Here is a 17,026-nt window from a genome sequence, read left to right as displayed (position 1 = left end):
TGGAGTGAAGTCGCCGGGCCAGCCCTCGCGGCGGTCTGTAACAGCTTGGTCACCCGGCCATTCTAGAGTAAGCACACAACCTGATGAGGAGACAGGCCATGTCCTTGCAACACAGCAGCAATGACAAGATTCAAGTGATCCGTACCCAGCCGAACCAGTCTCTGGGGTGTGCCATCATCGACGCCCAGGGTCGCGAAGTACCTATTACTGAAGACATGATCCAGAACGCCTGCCGCGAACTGGAAAAGCGACTGGTCAAGCCTGCTCGGCAAGATTGACACACAGCCTCACGTCCTCTTGACCCGGCCTTGCGGCCGGGTTTTTTATGCGCGGTTTCAGGCTTCCCTGGCACCCAAGGCACGGACGATCCGGCTCAAGGCCGCGGACTCGCCCTGGATGCGCACTTCCAGGCCGTCGATCTCGCGGCGCTCCGGATAATGCTTGCGCAGACCATCGAAGGCGCTGCGCTGCTGAGCTACATCATCCGACAGGCTACGGCGAAAATCCGCATCGTCACGACGCGGGTCATACACGGCACGGCAGATCATCGCCAGGGCCCAGGCCGGGTCCGCATTGGCATTCAGGCTGACCTGAGGCACCCAGGGCGCCGGCAGCAAGGCCGACAGGCTGACCTGCTCGGCCTGCCCGAGGAAACGGCAGTAGGCCTGATAGATCTGCGCCGTGCCCCGTTGCTTGCCGTCCAGGCTGTAACCGGCGATATGCGGCGTCGCCAGCACGCAGAGGTCCGCCAGGGAAGCATCCACCGTCGGCTCCTCTTCCCAGACATCCAGCACCGCCTGCAAGTCCTCGCGCTGGCGCAGGACCTCAGCCAGGGCCCGGTTATCCACCACCGGGCCACGGGCCGCGTTGATCAGCCAGGTGCCGTGCCTGAGCCGGTTCAGCCGCTGGCGATCCAGCAGGTGCCAGGTGGAGTCTTGCCCGCTCTTGGTCAGGGGTGTGTGCAGGCTGATGACATCGCAGCGCTCGAGCAACTGCTCCAGGCTGACATAGTCACCGCCTTCCGCCGCCTGCCGCTGCGGATCGCAGACCAGCACATTCCAGCCCAGGCCGCGCAGCACCTGGATCAGGCGCCCGCCCACTTCACCGGCACCGACCACGCCATAGCAACGCTGCGCCAGGTCCACGCCTTCGATCTCGGCCAGGGTCAGCAGGCTGCCCAACACATAGTCCACCACGCCCCGGGCGTTGCAGCCCGGGGCGCTGGACCAGGTGATCCCGGCCTGCTGGAAATATTCCAGGTCCAGGTGATCGGTGCCGATGGTGCAGGTGCCGACAAACCGCACCGGGCTGCCTTCCAGCAACTGGCGGTCGACCTGGGTCACCGAGCGCACCAGCAACACATCTGCCTGCTCCACGGTCGCCCGGTCGATGGCGCGCCCGGGGAAACGCCGGATCTCGCCGAAACCGGCAAAGAACTCTTCGATCAGGGGGATATTTTCGTCGGCAACAATCAACATGGCAGGCTCCTCTGGCGGAGCCGCAGTGTAGGCGCAGATGCCAGGCCGGGCTAGCGCGGCATGCGCGCGAACCGGCATTTTCACCCCCCCCGGCGCTTACAAATCCACAACACGGGATGTTTTCCTGACTGAGATGTCAACGCGTAGACTGTCGCGTCCTGCGCAACACCACCTATGGACGCTACGCCCCGTGAATTCCGTGACTGACTCCCCTGCCGCCACCGCCACCAGCCGCCCTGCCCGGGTCGGCCGTGAACTGCATGACCTGCTGGTACTGGCCCTGCCCATCATGATTGCCCAGGTGGCCACCACCGCCATGGGCTTTGTCGATGCCGTGATGGCCGGCCGGGTCGGCCCGCGGGATCTGGCAGCCGTCGCCCTGGGCAACTCGATCTGGATTCCGGTGTTCCTGCTGATGACCGGCACCCTGCTGGCCACCACGCCCAAGGTGGCGCAGCGCTTCGGCGCCGGCAACCTGCACGAGATCGGCCCGCTGGTGCGCCAGGCACTGTGGCTCGCCGTGGTGGCCGGGATCTCGGCCCTGCTGATACTGATCAGTGCCGAGCCGGTGCTGCACCTGATGAATGTCGATCCGGAACTGATCAAGCCCTGCATGGGCTACCTGCACGGCATCGCCAGTGGCTTGCCGGCGGTAGCGCTGTACTACGTGCTGCGCTGCCTCAGCGATGGCCTGGGCCGCACGGTGCCGAGCATGGTCATCGGCCTGGGAGGCCTGGCCCTGAACATCCCCATCAACTACATCTTCATCTATGGCCATTTCGGTGTACCGGCCATGGGCGGCGTCGGTTGCGGCTGGGCCACGGCCATCGTGATGTGGGCCATGATGCTGGGCATGGCCGGCTGGATTTTCTGGGCACCGGCCTACCGCAAGATCCAGTTGTTCAGCCGCTTCGACTGGCCGCAAGGGGCGATGATCGGGCGCTTGCTGAGCATCGGCCTGCCCATCGGCATTGCAGTGTTCGCCGAATCGAGCATTTTCGCGGTGATCGCCCTGCTGATCGGCAGCCTGGGGGCCACGGTGGTGGCCGGGCACCAGATCGCCCTCAACGTCAGCGCCCTGATGTTCATGATTCCCTACTCCCTGGCCATGGCGGTGACCGTGCGGGTCGGCCAGGCCCTGGGCCGCCAGCAACCCCGCAATGCGCGCTTCAGCGCCGGCGTCGGCATGGCCACGTCACTGGCCTACGCCTGCCTTTCGGCGAGCCTGATGTTCTTCCTGCGTGAGCCCATCGCCACCATCTACACCACCGACCCGATGGTGATTCAGGTCGCTTCGATGCTGATTGTGTATGCGGCGCTGTTCCAGTTTTCCGATGGCATCCAGGTCACGGCGGCCGGCGCATTGCGCGGCTACCAGGACACTCGGGTGACCATGATCCTGACCCTGTTCGCCTACTGGGGGATTGGCTTGCCGGTGGGCTACGCCCTGGGCCTGACCGACTGGTTCGGCCCGGCGCGGGGCCCGAGCGGCCTGTGGGAGGGCCTGATCGTGGGCTTGAGCTGCGCGGCGCTGATGCTGTCGATCCGCCTGACCCGCAGCGCGCGCAAGCAGATCCGCATCAGCCGCTCGGCGGGTTAATCGAGCTTCTTGCGGATCCAGTAGAGGTAGGTACCTGCCTCTTCCTGCTGCGCTACCAGTTCATGGTCGAGAAACACGCAGAACTTGGGAATGTCGCGGCGGGTGGAGGGGTCGGTGGCAATCACCTTCAACAGCCCGCCCGGCGGCAGGTCGCGGATGTGCTGGTGCAGCATCATCACCGGCTCCGGGCAGTTGAGGCCGGTGGCGTCGAGGGTGCCGTCAACCGGCGTATCGATAATCTGACTCATGAATCACTCCTGAAACTGGCCGGCATTGTCGCGCAATACCGCCATCGGTTCATCTGTTGCCGTTATTCCACGGCCCCGGTCCTGCCGTAGGAGCTGGCTGCCAGCGAAGGCATCCTCACGCCTTGCACCAGTGCGGGGCCTTTTTCGCCGGCAAGCCGGCTCCTACCAGGAAGCGGCGGTATTTCGCCTACTACGCCGATTTGGGCTTTTTCAGATCCAGGCGCCGCAGGTGGCAGGTGACTTCCTCGCGGTCGTGGTACAGCTGCTTGCAGCCAATGGCCACGCGAATGCCCCGGGCCTTGAAGCCTTCTTCGATGCGCTCCAGCAAGCGCTTCACTTCGGCATAGCGCTGCTTCATCGGCAGCTTGAGGTTGACCACCGCCTCGCGGCAGTGCCCCTCGCCGATCCAGGTCTCCAGCAGCGCGGCGTTGCGCGCCGGTTTCTCGACGATGTCGCAGACCATCCAGTCCACCGGCTGCCTGGGCTTGTAGGTAAAGCCGTCCGCCATCAGGTGCTGCACCAGGCCAGTGTCCATCAGGCTTTCAGCCATGGGGCCGTTGTCCACGGCGGTCACCAGCATGCCGCGGTTGACCAGTTGCCAGGTCCAGCCGCCCGGGGCAGCCCCCAGGTCGACGCCGGTCATGTCGCCATGCAGACGCTCGTCCCACTGGTCCCGAGGAATGAAATGGTGCCAGGCCTCTTCCAGCTTCAGGGTCGAGCGGCTCGGCGCTTCCCGGGGGAATTTCAGCCGTGGAATGCCCATGGGCCACATGGCCGAGTTGCCGGCATCAGCCAGGCCGACAAAGACTTCCCGACCGCTCTTGAAGGTCAGCAACAAGCGCGGTTTGGTCGCGTCGTCCACCAGCTTGCCGGCCGCGGTCAGGGCCTTGCGCAGGGGTGCTTCGAACTTCTTGCAGAAGTTGGACAGCTCCTTGCCATCGTTGGTGTCCACCACTTCCAGCCACAGACTGCCGCACTGCGGGAAGTTGGCCAGGTAGGCAAGGATCACGCTGATGCGGTCGGTTTCCGGCAGGTCGATGAAGCCGCCCCGGGCCCACTGCCGGGGAAAGATCAGCTCCGGGAAGCGCAGGCCCTGCATCAGACGCTGGGCCCCGTCGTCCTCGGTGCAGATGAACTCGGCGCAGGCGGTGCTGGGCTTGGCCTTGGCATAACCGGCGACATTCAGCCGGGCCGCGTGGTCGGCGATCTCGGAGCAGACTTCGCCCTCGAAGCCGGGCCGGCAATGGATAAACAGGGTGTTCATTGAATCTCCTGGGCAAATGGCGATGAATCGATGCGCAAACCTGCCCTGTAGCAAAGCCTGTCACGAAAACCGGCGCATGATAACCGAGTTCGGAACCTTGGACTGAGCCCAGCAGTCCAGTGATTAGCTATAAGCCCCAAACAGAGCTAGGTTAACTCTCTGTCCGTATCACAGGCCCGTAGCCGTGCGGGCCACAAGGAGTCATTCAATGCCATCCCTCGATAGCCTGAAAACCCTTAAGACCCTAAAAGTCGACGACAAGACTTATCACTATTTCAGCCTGCCGGACGCCGCCAGGAGCCTGGGTGATATCGACACCCTGCCCATGTCGCTGAAAGTCCTGCTGGAAAACCTGTTGCGCTGGGAAGACGACAAGACCGTCACCGGCGCCGACCTCAAGGCCATCGCGGCCTGGCTCAAGGAGCGCCGCTCCGACCGCGAGATCCAGTACCGCCCCGCACGGGTGCTGATGCAGGACTTCACCGGGGTGCCGGCGGTGGTCGACCTGGCCGCGATGCGCGCCGCCATGGCCAAGGCCGGTGGCGATCCGCAGCGGATCAACCCGCTGTCACCGGTGGACCTGGTGATCGACCACTCGGTGATGGTGGACAAATTCGCCAGCAGCAGCGCCTTCGAGCAGAACGTCGATATCGAGATGCAACGCAACGGCGAGCGCTATGCCTTCCTGCGCTGGGGCCAGAGCGCCTTCGACAACTTCAGCGTGGTACCGCCGGGCACCGGCATCTGCCACCAGGTCAACCTGGAATACCTGGGGCGCACGGTCTGGACCAAGGACGAGGACGGCCGCACCTACGCCTTCCCCGATACCCTGGTGGGCACCGACTCCCACACCACCATGATCAATGGCCTTGGCGTACTGGGCTGGGGCGTGGGCGGGATCGAAGCCGAGGCGGCGATGCTCGGCCAGCCGGTGTCGATGCTGATTCCCGAAGTCATCGGCTTCAAGCTCACCGGCAAGCTCAAGGAAGGCATCACCGCCACCGACCTGGTGCTGACGGTGACCCAGATGCTGCGCAAGAAAGGTGTGGTCGGCAAATTCGTCGAGTTCTACGGTGACGGTCTGGCCGACCTGCCCCTGGCGGACCGTGCCACCATCGCCAACATGGCACCGGAATACGGCGCCACCTGCGGCTTCTTCCCGGTGGATGACATCACCCTGGACTACCTGCGCCTGTCCGGGCGCCCCGACGAGTTGGTGAAACTGGTGGAGGCCTACAGCAAGGCCCAGGGCCTGTGGCGCCTGCCGGGCAAGGAGCCGGTATTCACCGACAGCCTGGCGCTGGACATGGGCACCGTGGAGGCCAGCCTCGCTGGCCCCAAACGGCCGCAGGACCGGGTTGCACTGCCCAACGTTGCCCAGGCTTTCACTGACTTCCTCGACCTGCAGTTCAAACCCACCAGCAAGGAAGAAGGCCGCCTGGAAAGCGAAGGTGGCGGTGGTGTGGCGGTGGGCAACGCGGACCTGGTGGGCGAAGCCGACTACCAGTACGACGGCCAGACCTATCGCCTGAAAAACGGTGCCGTGGTGATCGCGGCCATCACCTCCTGCACCAACACCTCCAACCCCAGCGTCATGATGGCCGCCGGCCTGGTGGCGAAGAAGGCCGTGGAAAAAGGCCTGCAACGCAAACCCTGGGTCAAGAGCTCGCTGGCCCCAGGTTCCAAGGTGGTGACCGACTACTACAAGGCTGCCGGCCTGACGCCCTACCTGGACCAACTGGGCTTCGATCTGGTGGGATACGGCTGCACCACCTGCATCGGCAACTCCGGCCCGCTGCAGGAGCCGATCGAGAAAGCCATCCAGCAGGCCGACCTCAGCGTGGCCTCGGTGCTGTCGGGCAACCGCAACTTCGAGGGCCGGGTGCATCCACTGGTGAAAACCAACTGGCTGGCCTCGCCCCCCCTGGTCGTGGCCTATGCCCTGGCGGGCACGGTGCGCATCGACATCAGCAGCGAGCCTCTGGGCCAGGGCAAGGACGGCCAGCCGGTGTACCTGCGGGACATCTGGCCCAGCAGCAAGGAGATCGCCGACGCCGTGGCCCAGGTCAACACTCGGATGTTCCACAAGGAGTACGCCGAAGTGTTCGCCGGGGATGCACAGTGGCAAGCCATCGAAGTGCCGCAGGCCGCCACCTATGTGTGGCAGGACGACTCCACCTATATCCAGCACCCGCCGTTCTTCGATGACATCGCCGGCCCGCTGCCGCAGATCACCGATGTCAGCGGCGCCCGGGTACTGGCCCTGCTGGGGGACTCGGTGACCACCGACCACATCTCCCCGGCCGGCAACATCAAGGCCGACAGCCCGGCTGGCCGCTACCTGCGGGACAAGGGCGTGGAACCGAGGGACTTCAACTCCTACGGCTCACGGCGCGGCAACCACGAAGTGATGATGCGCGGTACCTTCGCCAACATCCGCATTCGCAACGAAATGCTCGGCGGCGAGGAAGGTGGCAACACCTTGTACATTCCCACCGGCGAGAAGTTGGCGATCTATGACGCAGCCATGCGCTACCAGGCCGACGGCACGCCGCTGGTGGTGATCGCCGGCCAGGAATACGGCACCGGTTCGAGCCGCGACTGGGCGGCCAAAGGCACCAACCTGCTGGGAGTCAAGGCAGTGATCGCCGAAAGCTTCGAACGTATCCACCGCTCCAACCTGGTGGGCATGGGCGTCCTGCCCTTGCAGTTCAAGCTGGACCAGAACCGCAAGAGCCTGAAGCTGACCGGCAAGGAAACCCTGGACATTCTCGGCCTCAGCGGTACGGAACTGACGCCGCGGATGAACCTGACCCTGGTGATCACCCGTGAGGATGGCAGCCAGGAGAAGATCGAGGTGCTGTGCCGCATCGATACCTTGAATGAAGTGGAATACTTCAAGTCCGGCGGGATCCTGCACTACGTTCTGCGGCAACTGATTGCCTCCTGACGCTGCCTGAAAAAAACACCGCCTTCGGGCGGTGTTTTGCATTGGGCTGCCGTACCAGGACGAGGTGGTTATACTGCGCGCCCGCCAAATCTGACTCACCGGTCGCAATGGCGACTACAGATCCGGCGCAGTACTACGTCTCTGCAATACCCATTCTTACGCAACAAGGATTCCCCATGACCGCTCTGCCATGGATGTACCTGGCACTTCTTTCCATTGGCTACGCACTGGCCCTGACCTACGGGCAACTAGGCCTGCTGGCCGCCCTGTCGATCTTGCTGCTGTTGGCTGCCGGCTTTGCCGTGCGCCAGCAACGCAGCCGCGTCGGCCAGTACCTGGGCCACGGCCTGTTCGTGGTGCTCGCCCTGGCCCTGGCCATGCACTGGCTGCCCGGGTTCTACAATGGCCGGGCCATCGACCCGCAACGCTTCACCGACGATGCCGTGCCCTTCTCCCTGTACCTGAATCAGGACAAGCCGCTGATCGGCTTCTGGCTGCTGCTGGTATGCCCGTGGATAGTCGGGCGGCGCTCATTGCGCCTGTCGCTGTATGCCACCGCCGTGGCCCTGACTCTGTGTGCGGTAGCCGCACTGGGCGGCGCACTGCTGCTGGGCATGATCAATTGGGCGCCGAAATGGCCGGAGCAGGCCTGGCTCTGGGTACTGAACAACCTGCTGCTGGTGACCCTGGTGGAAGAGGCGCTGTTCCGCGGCTATATCCAGGGCGGCCTGAGCCGGCGCTTCAAGGCCCTGCCCTACGGCGAGAACCTGGCCCTGTTGTGCGCGGCGCTGCTGTTCGGCCTGGTGCACCTGGGCGCGGGGTGGCAATGGACCCTACTGGCAGGCATCGCCGGCGTCGGCTACGGTCTGGCCTATCGTTTTGGCGGCCTGGGGGCGGCGATAGCCACTCACTTCGGTCTCAACCTGTTGCATTTCGGCCTCTTCACCTACCCGATGCTGGCCGGATAACCCGCCAGCTGTTTTACCAAACCAGTACTTCAGGACTATTGACTGCCAAGGAAGAACGTCAATGATTAGCCCCTCGCCAACGCCGGCTGAAACCTGTCGGCGCTTTTTGCAAGCGACACATTCTGCCAATGAGACCCAGAGCCGATTATTGAAAAATAATTTCAATAATCGGTTGAAGCGGCCGACAACCTATCAAAGCCTTGCGGATTGAAAAACCATGCGTAATAACCAGCCTGTCACTCAGCGCGAACGTACCTTCCCGGCTCAACAACGGTTGATTTCCACCACCGACGCCAAAGGCGTGATCACCTACTGCAATGACGCCTTTGTCGAGATCAGTGGGTTCTCCCGTGAAGAACTGGTTCGCGCACCGCACAACCTGGTACGTCACCCTGATGTGCCGGCGGCGGTGTTCGCGCACATGTGGGGCACCTTGAAACAAGGCTTGCCATGGATGGGCATCGTCAAGAACCGCTGCAAGACCGGCGACCACTACTGGGTCAACGCCTATGTGACACCGATCTTCGAAGGCAGCCAGGTGGTAGGTTACGAGTCGGTCCGGGTCAAGCCCACCGCCGAACAGGTGCGCCGCGCCGAAGCCCTCTACCAGCGCATCAACACTGGCAAGTCGGCCATTCCCAAGCGTGACAAGTGGCTGCCTGTGCTGCAGGACTGGCTGCCGTTCATCCTGGTCAGCCAGCTGAGCTTCATGATCGGTGCCTGGCTCAACTCCCACTGGGGCTTCGCCCTGGCCGCCGCGCTCTCGGTGCCCCTGGGCCTGCTGGGCCTGAGCTGGCAGCAGCGCGGCCTCAAGCGCCTGCTGCGCCTGGCCGAGCAGACCACCTCCGACCCGCTGATCGCTCAGATGTACACCGACAGCCGCGGCGCCCAGGCCCGCCTGGAGATGTCGATCCTGAGCCAGGAAGCGCGCTTGAAGACCTGCCTGACCCGCCTGCAGGACACGGCCGAGCACCTCAACGAGCAGGCCCGCCAGTCCGACACCCTGGCCCACAACAGCTCCAGCGGCCTGGAGCGCCAACGGGTCGAGACCGAACAGGTGGCCACCGCGGTCAACCAGATGGCCGCCACCACCCAGGAAGTGGCCAGCCACGTGCAACGCACCGCCGACGCAACCCAAGAAGCCAATCGCCTGACCGGCCGTGGCCGCGATATCGCCGGCGAAACCCGCGAAGCCATCCAGCGCCTGTCGGTGGTGGTGGGCGAAACCGGGCTGACGGTAACCCAACTGGCCAAGGACAGTGACGAGATCGGCGGCGTTGTCGACGTGATCAAGGGCATTGCCGACCAGACCAACCTGCTGGCCCTGAACGCAGCCATCGAAGCCGCCCGCGCCGGTGAAATGGGCCGCGGCTTTGCCGTGGTGGCCGACGAGGTGCGTCAGTTGGCGCAGCGCACCAGTGAATCCACCGGGCAGATCCATACCCTGATCGCCAAGCTGCAGCAGACAGCCGCCACCGCCGTTCAGACCATGGACGCTGGTCATCGTCAGGCCGAAGAAGGCGTGGCCCGGGTGCTGGAAGCCGACCAGGCACTGGTGGGCATCAGCGAAGCGGTGGCCAACATCACCGACATGACCACCCAGATCGCTGCCGCCACCGAAGAGCAAAGCTCGGTGGCCGAAGAGATCAGCCGCAACATCAGCACCATCGCGCAACTGGCGGACCAGACTTCGGAGCAGGCCCAGCATTCGGCCGAGCTCAGCGAAGCGCTGACCCGCACCGCAAACACCCAGTACTCGCTGGTGGAGCGCTTCAACCGCTAAGCCCCCCCTTAGGGCCGGCAACAAAAAACCGGAAGCCAAGGCTTCCGGTTTTTTTATGCCCGCAAACCCACCCGACAACCGTAGGAGCGAGCTTGCTCGCGATAAATCTTCACCGCGCTCCAAATTCGAAGGCCGGGTGAACGTTTCGCGAGCAAGCTCGCTCCTGCAGGATCAGCTCAGCGCTTTCAGGAAGGCAGCAACCTTGAGCGCCGCAGATTCCAGATGCTGCTCATGGCTGAAACCCGAGGCCTTCAGGGGCTTGAGATCGTGATCAGCGGCCGTCAGCCAGTACAACTCGATACTGGCTGCCAATGTGTAGGCCTCGACCGCCTGGCGATTGCCCAGGGCGTCACGCTCGCCCTGCACGATCAAGCTTGGCACTGACAGATCAGCCAGATGCGCCACCCGCGGTTTTTCCGGTTTGCCGGCGGCATAGAACGGATAGCCCAGGCACACCAATGCATCGGCCTGCAGTTCATCGGCCAGCAAACTGGCCATGCGCCCGCCCATGGACTTGCCGCCCACCGCCAACACCCCAGTGACATAAGGTCGCACCAGGGCATGCACCTCGCGCCAGCATTCCAGCAGCCTGGGCGCCGGGTTAGGCGGGCGTTTGCCGCCGTCCAGGCGCCGCTGGGCCATGTAGGGAAACTCGAAGCGCAAGACGTTCACCCCATGTCCCGCAAGGCGTACAGCAATATCGTTCATGAACCCACTGTCCATGGGCGCGCCGGCGCCATGGGCGAGGATCAGGGTCGGCGCCGACCGCACCTCGACGCCCTGCGCGACATCCCACAACCAGCCCCGCTCCCGCACACACTGCGCCCATTGACCCCCGTCAATACTGGCCTTGTGCTCATTGCTCATGCTTGCCTCGCTTTTAGTCTGCCTATAACTCCAGACGAAGTGAGCGCGCCTTGCCGTGCGCAGTCGCTTTCACTTCAACTGAACCGTGGATGGGGAACCATGAACACTTCTATCAGTACCGCCTACAACTACAAGGTGGTCCGCCAATTCGCCATTATGACGGTGGTGTGGGGCATCGTCGGCATGGGGCTCGGGGTTTTTCTCGCTGCCCAGTTGGTCTGGCCCGAACTCAACTTCGACTTACCGTGGACCAGCTTCGGCCGTCTGCGGCCATTGCACACCAACGCGGTGATCTTCGCCTTCGGCGGCTGTGCGCTGTTTGCCAGCTCGTTCTACTCGGTGCAACGCACCTGCCAGACCACGCTGTTCGCGCCGAAAATCGCCGCGTTCTGCTTCTGGGGCTGGCAACTGGTGATCCTCCTGGCGGCCATCAGCCTGCCACTGGGCTACACCAGCTCCAAGGAATACGCCGAACTGGAATGGCCGATCGATATCCTGATCACCATTGTCTGGGTGGCCTACGCCATCGTGTTCTTCGGCACCCTGATGCAGCGCAAGACCAAGCACATCTATGTGGGTAACTGGTTCTTCGGCGCGTTCATCATCACCGTGGCCATCCTGCACATCGTCAACAACCTGGAACTGCCGGTCAGCTTCACCAAGTCCTACTCGGTGTATGCCGGTGCGACCGATGCGATGGTGCAATGGTGGTACGGCCACAACGCCGTGGGCTTCTTCCTGACCGCGGGCTTCCTGGGGATGATGTACTACTTCGTACCCAAGCAGGCCGAGCGCCCGGTGTACTCCTATCGCCTGTCGATCGTGCACTTCTGGGCACTGATCACCCTGTACATCTGGGCCGGTCCGCACCACCTGCACTACACCGCGCTGCCGGACTGGGCTCAGTCCTTAGGGATGGTGATGTCGCTGGTTCTGCTGGCACCAAGCTGGGGCGGCATGATCAACGGCATGATGACCCTCTCGGGCGCCTGGCATAAGCTGCGCAGCGACCCGATCCTGCGGTTCCTGGTGGTATCCCTGGCGTTCTACGGCATGTCGACCTTCGAAGGTCCGATGATGGCGATCAAGACCGTCAACGCCCTCTCCCACTACACCGACTGGACCATCGGCCACGTACACGCCGGCGCCCTCGGCTGGGTAGCGATGATCTCCATCGGCGCGCTGTACCACCTGATCCCGAAAGTCTTCGGCCGCGAGCAGATGTACAGCACCGGCCTGATCAACACCCACTTCTGGCTGGCTACCATCGGCACCGTGCTCTACATCGCTTCGATGTGGGTCAACGGTATCGCCCAGGGCCTGATGTGGCGTGCGGTCAACGAGGACGGCACTCTCACCTACTCCTTCGTCGAAACCCTGGTGGCCAGCCACCCAGGCTTCATCGTGCGACTGGTGGGTGGTGCGATCTTCCTCAGCGGCATGTTCCTGATGGCTTACAACACCTGGCGCACCGTGCGTGCCGCAGTGCCAGCCGAAGTCAACGCCGCTGCGCAGATGGCCTGAGGAGTCCGCCATGAAACACGAAACGATTGAGAAAAACGTCGGCCTGCTGATGCTGCTGATGGTCTTCGCGGTGAGCATCGGCGGTCTGACCCAGATCGTCCCGCTGTTCTTCCAGGACGTCACCAACAAGCCGGTGGAAGGCATGAAGCCCTACACCGCCCTGCAGCTGGAAGGCCGCGACATCTACATCCGCGAAGGCTGCGTACAGTGCCACTCGCAGATGATCCGTCCGTTCCGCGCCGAGACCGAGCGTTATGGTCACTACTCGGTGGCCGGTGAAAGCGTCTGGGACCACCCGTTCCTGTGGGGTTCCAAGCGTACCGGTCCGGACCTGGCCCGGGTGGGCGGTCGCTACTCCGATGACTGGCACCGTGCGCACTTGTACAACCCGCGCAACGTGGTGCCCGAGTCGAAGATGCCGGCCTACCCATGGCTGGTGACCGCACCGGTAGACAGCAGCCACACCGAAACCAAGCTCAAGGTCATGCGCACCCTGGGCGTGCCGTACACCGACGAAGACATCGCCGGCGCCACCGCCACGCTCAAGGGCAAGACCGAAATGGACGCCCTGGTCTCCTACCTGCAAGTGCTTGGCACTTCGATCAAGAGCAAGAGGTGAGCCATGGGTTTTGAACTCGATAGCGGCATGATCCGCGGCCTCGGGACCCTGGTGGTGATGATCGCCTTCATCGGCCTGTCGATCTGGGTGTTCAACTCAAAGCGCAATCCCGAGTTTGCCCAGGCCCGCCTGCTGCCCTTCGCCGACGACCCGATGCCGGGCACGGCACCGGCCGGTAACACAACTGATGACGCTCAACCTCAAGAGCCTGCAACAAGGAGCATTCGGCCATGACCACCTTCTGGAGTACGTGGATCTGCGTACTGACCATTGGCAGCCTGATCGGCCTGACCTGGCTGCTGGTCGGCACCCGCAAGGGCGAGACCAAGGGCAGTGTCGACCAGACCATGGGCCACGCCTTCGATGGCATCGAGGAGTACGACAACCCCTTGCCGCAATGGTGGTTCCTGCTGTTCGCCGGGACCCTGGTGTTTTCCGTTGGCTACCTGATCCTCTACCCGGGTCTGGGTAACTGGAAAGGCATCCTGCCGGGCTATGAAGACGGCTGGACCCAGACCAAGGAATGGGAAAAGGAGATGGCCAAGGCGGACGTGAAGTTTGGTCCGATCTTCGCCAAATTCGCGGCCATGCCGGTGGAAGAAGTGGCCAAGGACCCGCAAGCGCTGAAAATGGGCGGACGCCTGTTCGCCTCCAACTGCTCGGTCTGCCACGGTTCCGACGCCAAGGGTGCCTTCGGCTTCCCGAACCTGGCGGACGACAACTGGCGGTGGGGCGGCAGCGCCGACACCATCAAGGCCACCATCATGGGCGGCCGCATGGCGGCCATGCCAGCCTGGGGCGAAGTGCTCAAGGAAGCAGGCGTGAAGAACGTGGCAGCTTACGTTCGCCATGACCTGGCCGGCCTGCCCCTGCCAGCCGACAGCGATGCCGACCTGGTAGCCGGACAGCAAGCGTTCAGCACCACCTGCGTGGCCTGCCACGGCGCTGACGGCAAAGGCACCCAGATCATGGGCGCGCCCGACCTGACCCAGCCCGCCGGCTTCATCTACGGCACCAGCCTGGCCCAACTGCAACAGACCATCCGCCATGGTCGCCAGGGCCACATGCCAGCGCAGAGCGAACTGCTCGGCAATGACAAGGTGCAACTGCTGGCCGCCTACGTTTACAGCCTTTCCCACGGCAACAAGCCACAGGCTGAAAACACCCAGTAAGACGAGTCACGGCAAGCTGCGGGTTCCCGACTTGCAGCTTGCCGCTCGTGGTTCAACTTCCCGCTCCTTTGCGACCAAGTGTCGCACCCTCTCCCGCAGCGCGTTTGCACTCATCTGATTCAGGTCTAAGCTTGCCCCGATGGGGACTGGCACGGGCTGGTCACAGGCCAACGGTATCCGTGACGTTCGAAGCTTCTGCTCGATGACAGGCCGCAAAGGCTGGTTTATACCGGCTGTCGACTCTCTTACCGCCTGTCAGCTGATCCATCGGCTTCCACACACCCGGTTACAACCGACCTGCCCCCCCCGTTTCCTGTCCATGGCGACAGCTTGTCCGAGGGCAATTTTTTGTCCCTACTCGGCATAGGGAAAGGCCGCAGAATCAGGCATGGAACGCATTGACCCAGGTCATAGCGCGTTGCAATGACCCCCTGCTTTCTCCATACTTGCGACCGATTTTTATCCCTAATAAAACACCCAAACCGTGGAACCTTAGAATGAGCACAGCAATCAGTCCGACTGCTTATAACTATAAGGTAGTCCGCCAGTTCGCCATCATGACGGTGGTCTGGGGGATCCTTGGCATGGGGCTCGGTGTCTTCATCGCCTCACAACTGGTATGGCCGGAGTTGAACTTCGGTCTGCCGTGGACGACGTTTGGACGCCTGCGCCCGCTGCACACCAACCTGGTGATCTTCGCCTTCGGTGGATGTGCATTGTTTGCCACCTCTTACTATGTCGTGCAGCGAACCTGCCAGACGCGACTGATTTCCGACAGCCTCGCGGCCTTCACCTTCTGGGGTTGGCAAGCGGTGATCGTCGGCGCGATCGTGACCCTGCCACTGGGTTACACCACCACCAAGGAATACGCCGAACTGGAATGGCCCCTGGCTATCCTGCTGGCGATCGTCTGGGTCACCTACGGCCTGGTATTCTTCGGCACCATCACCAAGCGCAAGACCAAGCACATCTATGTGGGCAACTGGTTCTACGGTGCCTTCATCGTGGTGACCGCGATGCTGCACATCGTCAACCACGCTTCCCTGCCGGTCAGCTTCTTCAAGTCCTACTCGGCCTACGCCGGTGCGACTGATGCGATGATCCAGTGGTGGTACGGCCACAACGCCGTGGGCTTCTTCCTGACCACCGGCTTCCTGGGGATGATGTACTACTTCGTACCCAAGCAGGCCGAGCGTCCGATCTATTCCTATCGCCTGTCCATCGTGCACTTCTGGGCGCTGATCACCCTGTACATCTGGGCCGGTCCGCACCACCTGCACTACACCGCGCTGCCGGACTGGGCTCAGTCCCTGGGCATGGCCATGTCGATCATCCTGCTGGCGCCAAGCTGGGGCGGTATGATCAACGGCATGATGACCCTCTCGGGCGCCTGGCATAAGCTGCGCACCGACCCGATCCTGCGCTTCCTGGTGGTATCCCTGGCGTTCTACGGCATGTCGACCTTCGAAGGTCCGATGATGGCGATCAAGACCGTCAACTCGCTCTCGCACTACACCGACTGGACCATCGGCCACGTACACGCCGGCGCTCTGGGCTGGGTAGCGATGATCTCCATCGGCGCCCTGTACCACCTGATCCCGAAAGTCTTCGGTCGTCAGCAGATGCACAGCATCGGCCTGATCAATACCCACTTCTGGCTGGCTACCATCGGTACCGTGCTCTACATCGCCTCGATGTGGGTCAACGGCATCACCCAGGGCCTGATGTGGCGTGCAATCAACGATGACGGCACCCTCACCTACTCCTTCGTCGAAGCGCTGCAAGCCAGCCACCCGGGCTTTATCGTCCGTGCTCTGGGCGGTGCGTTCTTCGCCACCGGCATGCTGATCATGGCGTACAACGTGTTCCGCACCGTTCGCGCCTCGAACCCGGCTGAAGCTGAAGCCGCTGCTCAGATCGCTGTAGTTGGAGCTCACTGATGAAGCACGAAGTAGTCGAGAAGAATATTGGCCTGCTGGCCTTCTTCATGGTCATCGCCGTCAGCATCGGCGGCCTGACCCAGATCGTCCCGCTGTTCTTCCAGGACGTCACCAACAAGCCGGTGGAAGGCATGAAGCCGCGTACCGCGCTGGAACTGGAAGGTCGCGACGTCTACATCGCCAACGGCTGTGTCGGCTGCCACTCGCAGATGATCCGTCCGTTCCGCGCTGAAACCGAACGCTATGGTCACTACTCGGTAGCTGGTGAGAGCGTCTGGGACCACCCGTTCCTGTGGGGTTCCAAGCGTACCGGCCCGGACCTGGCCCGAGTGGGCGGTCGTTACTCCGATGACTGGCAGCGTGCGCACTTGTACAACCCGCGCAACGTGGTGCCCGAGTCGAAGATGCCGGCTTATCCGTTCCTCGTAGAAAACAAGCTCGACGGCAAAGACACCGCGAAGAAAATGGAAGTCTTGCGCACGCTCGGCGTCCCTTACACCGACGAAGACATCGCCGGTGCCAAGGATGCCGTGAAGGGCAAAACCGAAATGGACGCGCTGGTGGCCTATCTGCAAGGCCTGGGCACCATCATCAAAAGCAAACGGTGATCTAG

15 protein-coding genes are annotated in these 17,026 nt (G+C 62.9%); 11 read left to right on the top strand and 4 right to left on the bottom strand.

The window, feature by feature from the left end:
- Positions 1-98: 98 nt before the first annotated feature.
- A complete protein-coding gene (locus tag AC1RL5_RS28295; protein WP_011060254.1) occupies positions 99-278 on the top strand; it encodes a PA1571 family protein in 180 nt (59 codons plus the stop codon).
- 57 nt (positions 279-335) lie between these two features.
- On the opposite strand, the gene pdxB is transcribed toward AC1RL5_RS28295, so the two are convergent.
- Positions 336-1,478, bottom strand: a complete 1,143-nt coding sequence (gene pdxB, locus AC1RL5_RS28290; RefSeq protein ID WP_072444155.1) for a 4-phosphoerythronate dehydrogenase PdxB — start codon at positions 1,476-1,478, stop codon at positions 336-338.
- A 190-nt stretch (positions 1,479-1,668) separates the two neighbouring features.
- Here pdxB and AC1RL5_RS28285 point away from each other — a divergent pair, with 190 nt between their 5' ends.
- The gene (locus AC1RL5_RS28285; protein WP_019093726.1) at positions 1,669-3,078 is read left to right on the top strand and encodes an MATE family efflux transporter; all 1,410 of its coding nucleotides are present in this window, start codon (positions 1,669-1,671) and stop codon (positions 3,076-3,078) included.
- Here AC1RL5_RS28285 and tusA read toward each other — a convergent pair.
- Positions 3,075-3,326, bottom strand: a complete 252-nt coding sequence (gene tusA, locus AC1RL5_RS28280; protein ID WP_011060251.1) for a sulfurtransferase TusA — start codon at positions 3,324-3,326, stop codon at positions 3,075-3,077. The two genes, AC1RL5_RS28285 and tusA, sit on opposite strands and share 4 nt — an antisense overlap.
- A gap of 190 nt (positions 3,327-3,516) precedes the next feature.
- A complete protein-coding gene (rlmM, locus tag AC1RL5_RS28275; RefSeq protein WP_015634804.1) occupies positions 3,517-4,590 on the bottom strand; it encodes a 23S rRNA (cytidine(2498)-2'-O)-methyltransferase RlmM in 1,074 nt (357 codons plus the stop codon).
- Between the two features lie 208 nt (positions 4,591-4,798).
- Here rlmM and acnA point away from each other — a divergent pair, with 208 nt between their 5' ends.
- The 3 genes from acnA to AC1RL5_RS28260 all read left to right on the top strand — a co-directional run bounded on the left by acnA (position 4,799) and on the right by AC1RL5_RS28260 (position 10,291).
- Positions 4,799-7,540 carry an aconitate hydratase AcnA gene (gene acnA, locus AC1RL5_RS28270; protein WP_011060249.1) on the top strand — a complete coding sequence of 914 codons (2,742 nt, stop codon included), beginning with the start codon at positions 4,799-4,801 and terminating at the stop codon, positions 7,538-7,540.
- A gap of 176 nt (positions 7,541-7,716) precedes the next feature.
- A complete protein-coding gene (locus tag AC1RL5_RS28265; RefSeq protein ID WP_093406274.1) occupies positions 7,717-8,508 on the top strand; it encodes a CPBP family intramembrane glutamic endopeptidase in 792 nt (263 codons plus the stop codon).
- A gap of 217 nt (positions 8,509-8,725) precedes the next feature.
- Complete coding sequence (locus AC1RL5_RS28260) at positions 8,726-10,291, top strand: methyl-accepting chemotaxis protein (protein ID WP_019094613.1); 1,566 nt, start codon at positions 8,726-8,728, stop codon at positions 10,289-10,291.
- A 171-nt stretch (positions 10,292-10,462) separates the two neighbouring features.
- On the opposite strand, the gene AC1RL5_RS28255 is transcribed toward AC1RL5_RS28260, so the two are convergent.
- Positions 10,463-11,158 (bottom strand): alpha/beta family hydrolase, encoded by a 696-nt coding sequence (locus AC1RL5_RS28255; protein WP_072451573.1) that lies wholly within the window; start codon positions 11,156-11,158, stop codon positions 10,463-10,465.
- 99 nt (positions 11,159-11,257) lie between these two features.
- Here AC1RL5_RS28255 and ccoN (AC1RL5_RS28250) point away from each other — a divergent pair, with 99 nt between their 5' ends.
- From ccoN (AC1RL5_RS28250) to ccoO (AC1RL5_RS28225), 6 genes are all read left to right on the top strand, one after another.
- Positions 11,258-12,682 carry a cytochrome-c oxidase, cbb3-type subunit I gene (ccoN, locus tag AC1RL5_RS28250; protein ID WP_011060245.1) on the top strand — a complete coding sequence of 475 codons (1,425 nt, stop codon included), beginning with the start codon at positions 11,258-11,260 and terminating at the stop codon, positions 12,680-12,682.
- Between the two features lie 10 nt (positions 12,683-12,692).
- Complete coding sequence (gene ccoO / locus AC1RL5_RS28245) at positions 12,693-13,301, top strand: cytochrome-c oxidase, cbb3-type subunit II (RefSeq protein ID WP_011060244.1); 609 nt, start codon at positions 12,693-12,695, stop codon at positions 13,299-13,301.
- A gap of 3 nt (positions 13,302-13,304) precedes the next feature.
- Positions 13,305-13,535 (top strand): cbb3-type cytochrome oxidase subunit 3, encoded by a 231-nt coding sequence (locus tag AC1RL5_RS28240; protein WP_011060243.1) that lies wholly within the window; start codon positions 13,305-13,307, stop codon positions 13,533-13,535.
- Positions 13,532-14,473 carry a cytochrome-c oxidase, cbb3-type subunit III gene (gene ccoP / locus AC1RL5_RS28235; RefSeq protein ID WP_011060242.1) on the top strand — a complete coding sequence of 314 codons (942 nt, stop codon included), beginning with the start codon at positions 13,532-13,534 and terminating at the stop codon, positions 14,471-14,473. The genes AC1RL5_RS28240 and ccoP overlap by 4 nt, the downstream gene beginning before the upstream one ends.
- 497 nt (positions 14,474-14,970) lie before the next feature.
- The gene (gene ccoN, locus AC1RL5_RS28230; RefSeq protein ID WP_011060241.1) at positions 14,971-16,413 is read left to right on the top strand and encodes a cytochrome-c oxidase, cbb3-type subunit I; all 1,443 of its coding nucleotides are present in this window, start codon (positions 14,971-14,973) and stop codon (positions 16,411-16,413) included.
- Positions 16,413-17,021 (top strand): cytochrome-c oxidase, cbb3-type subunit II, encoded by a 609-nt coding sequence (gene ccoO / locus AC1RL5_RS28225; protein WP_011060240.1) that lies wholly within the window; start codon positions 16,413-16,415, stop codon positions 17,019-17,021. The genes ccoN (AC1RL5_RS28230) and ccoO (AC1RL5_RS28225) overlap by 1 nt, the downstream gene beginning before the upstream one ends.
- Positions 17,022-17,026 lie beyond the last annotated feature (5 nt).

The organism is Pseudomonas sp. GW822-FHT06D10 (genome assembly GCF_058799535.1).
This window is presented reverse-complemented; position numbering and strand designations above follow the sequence as displayed.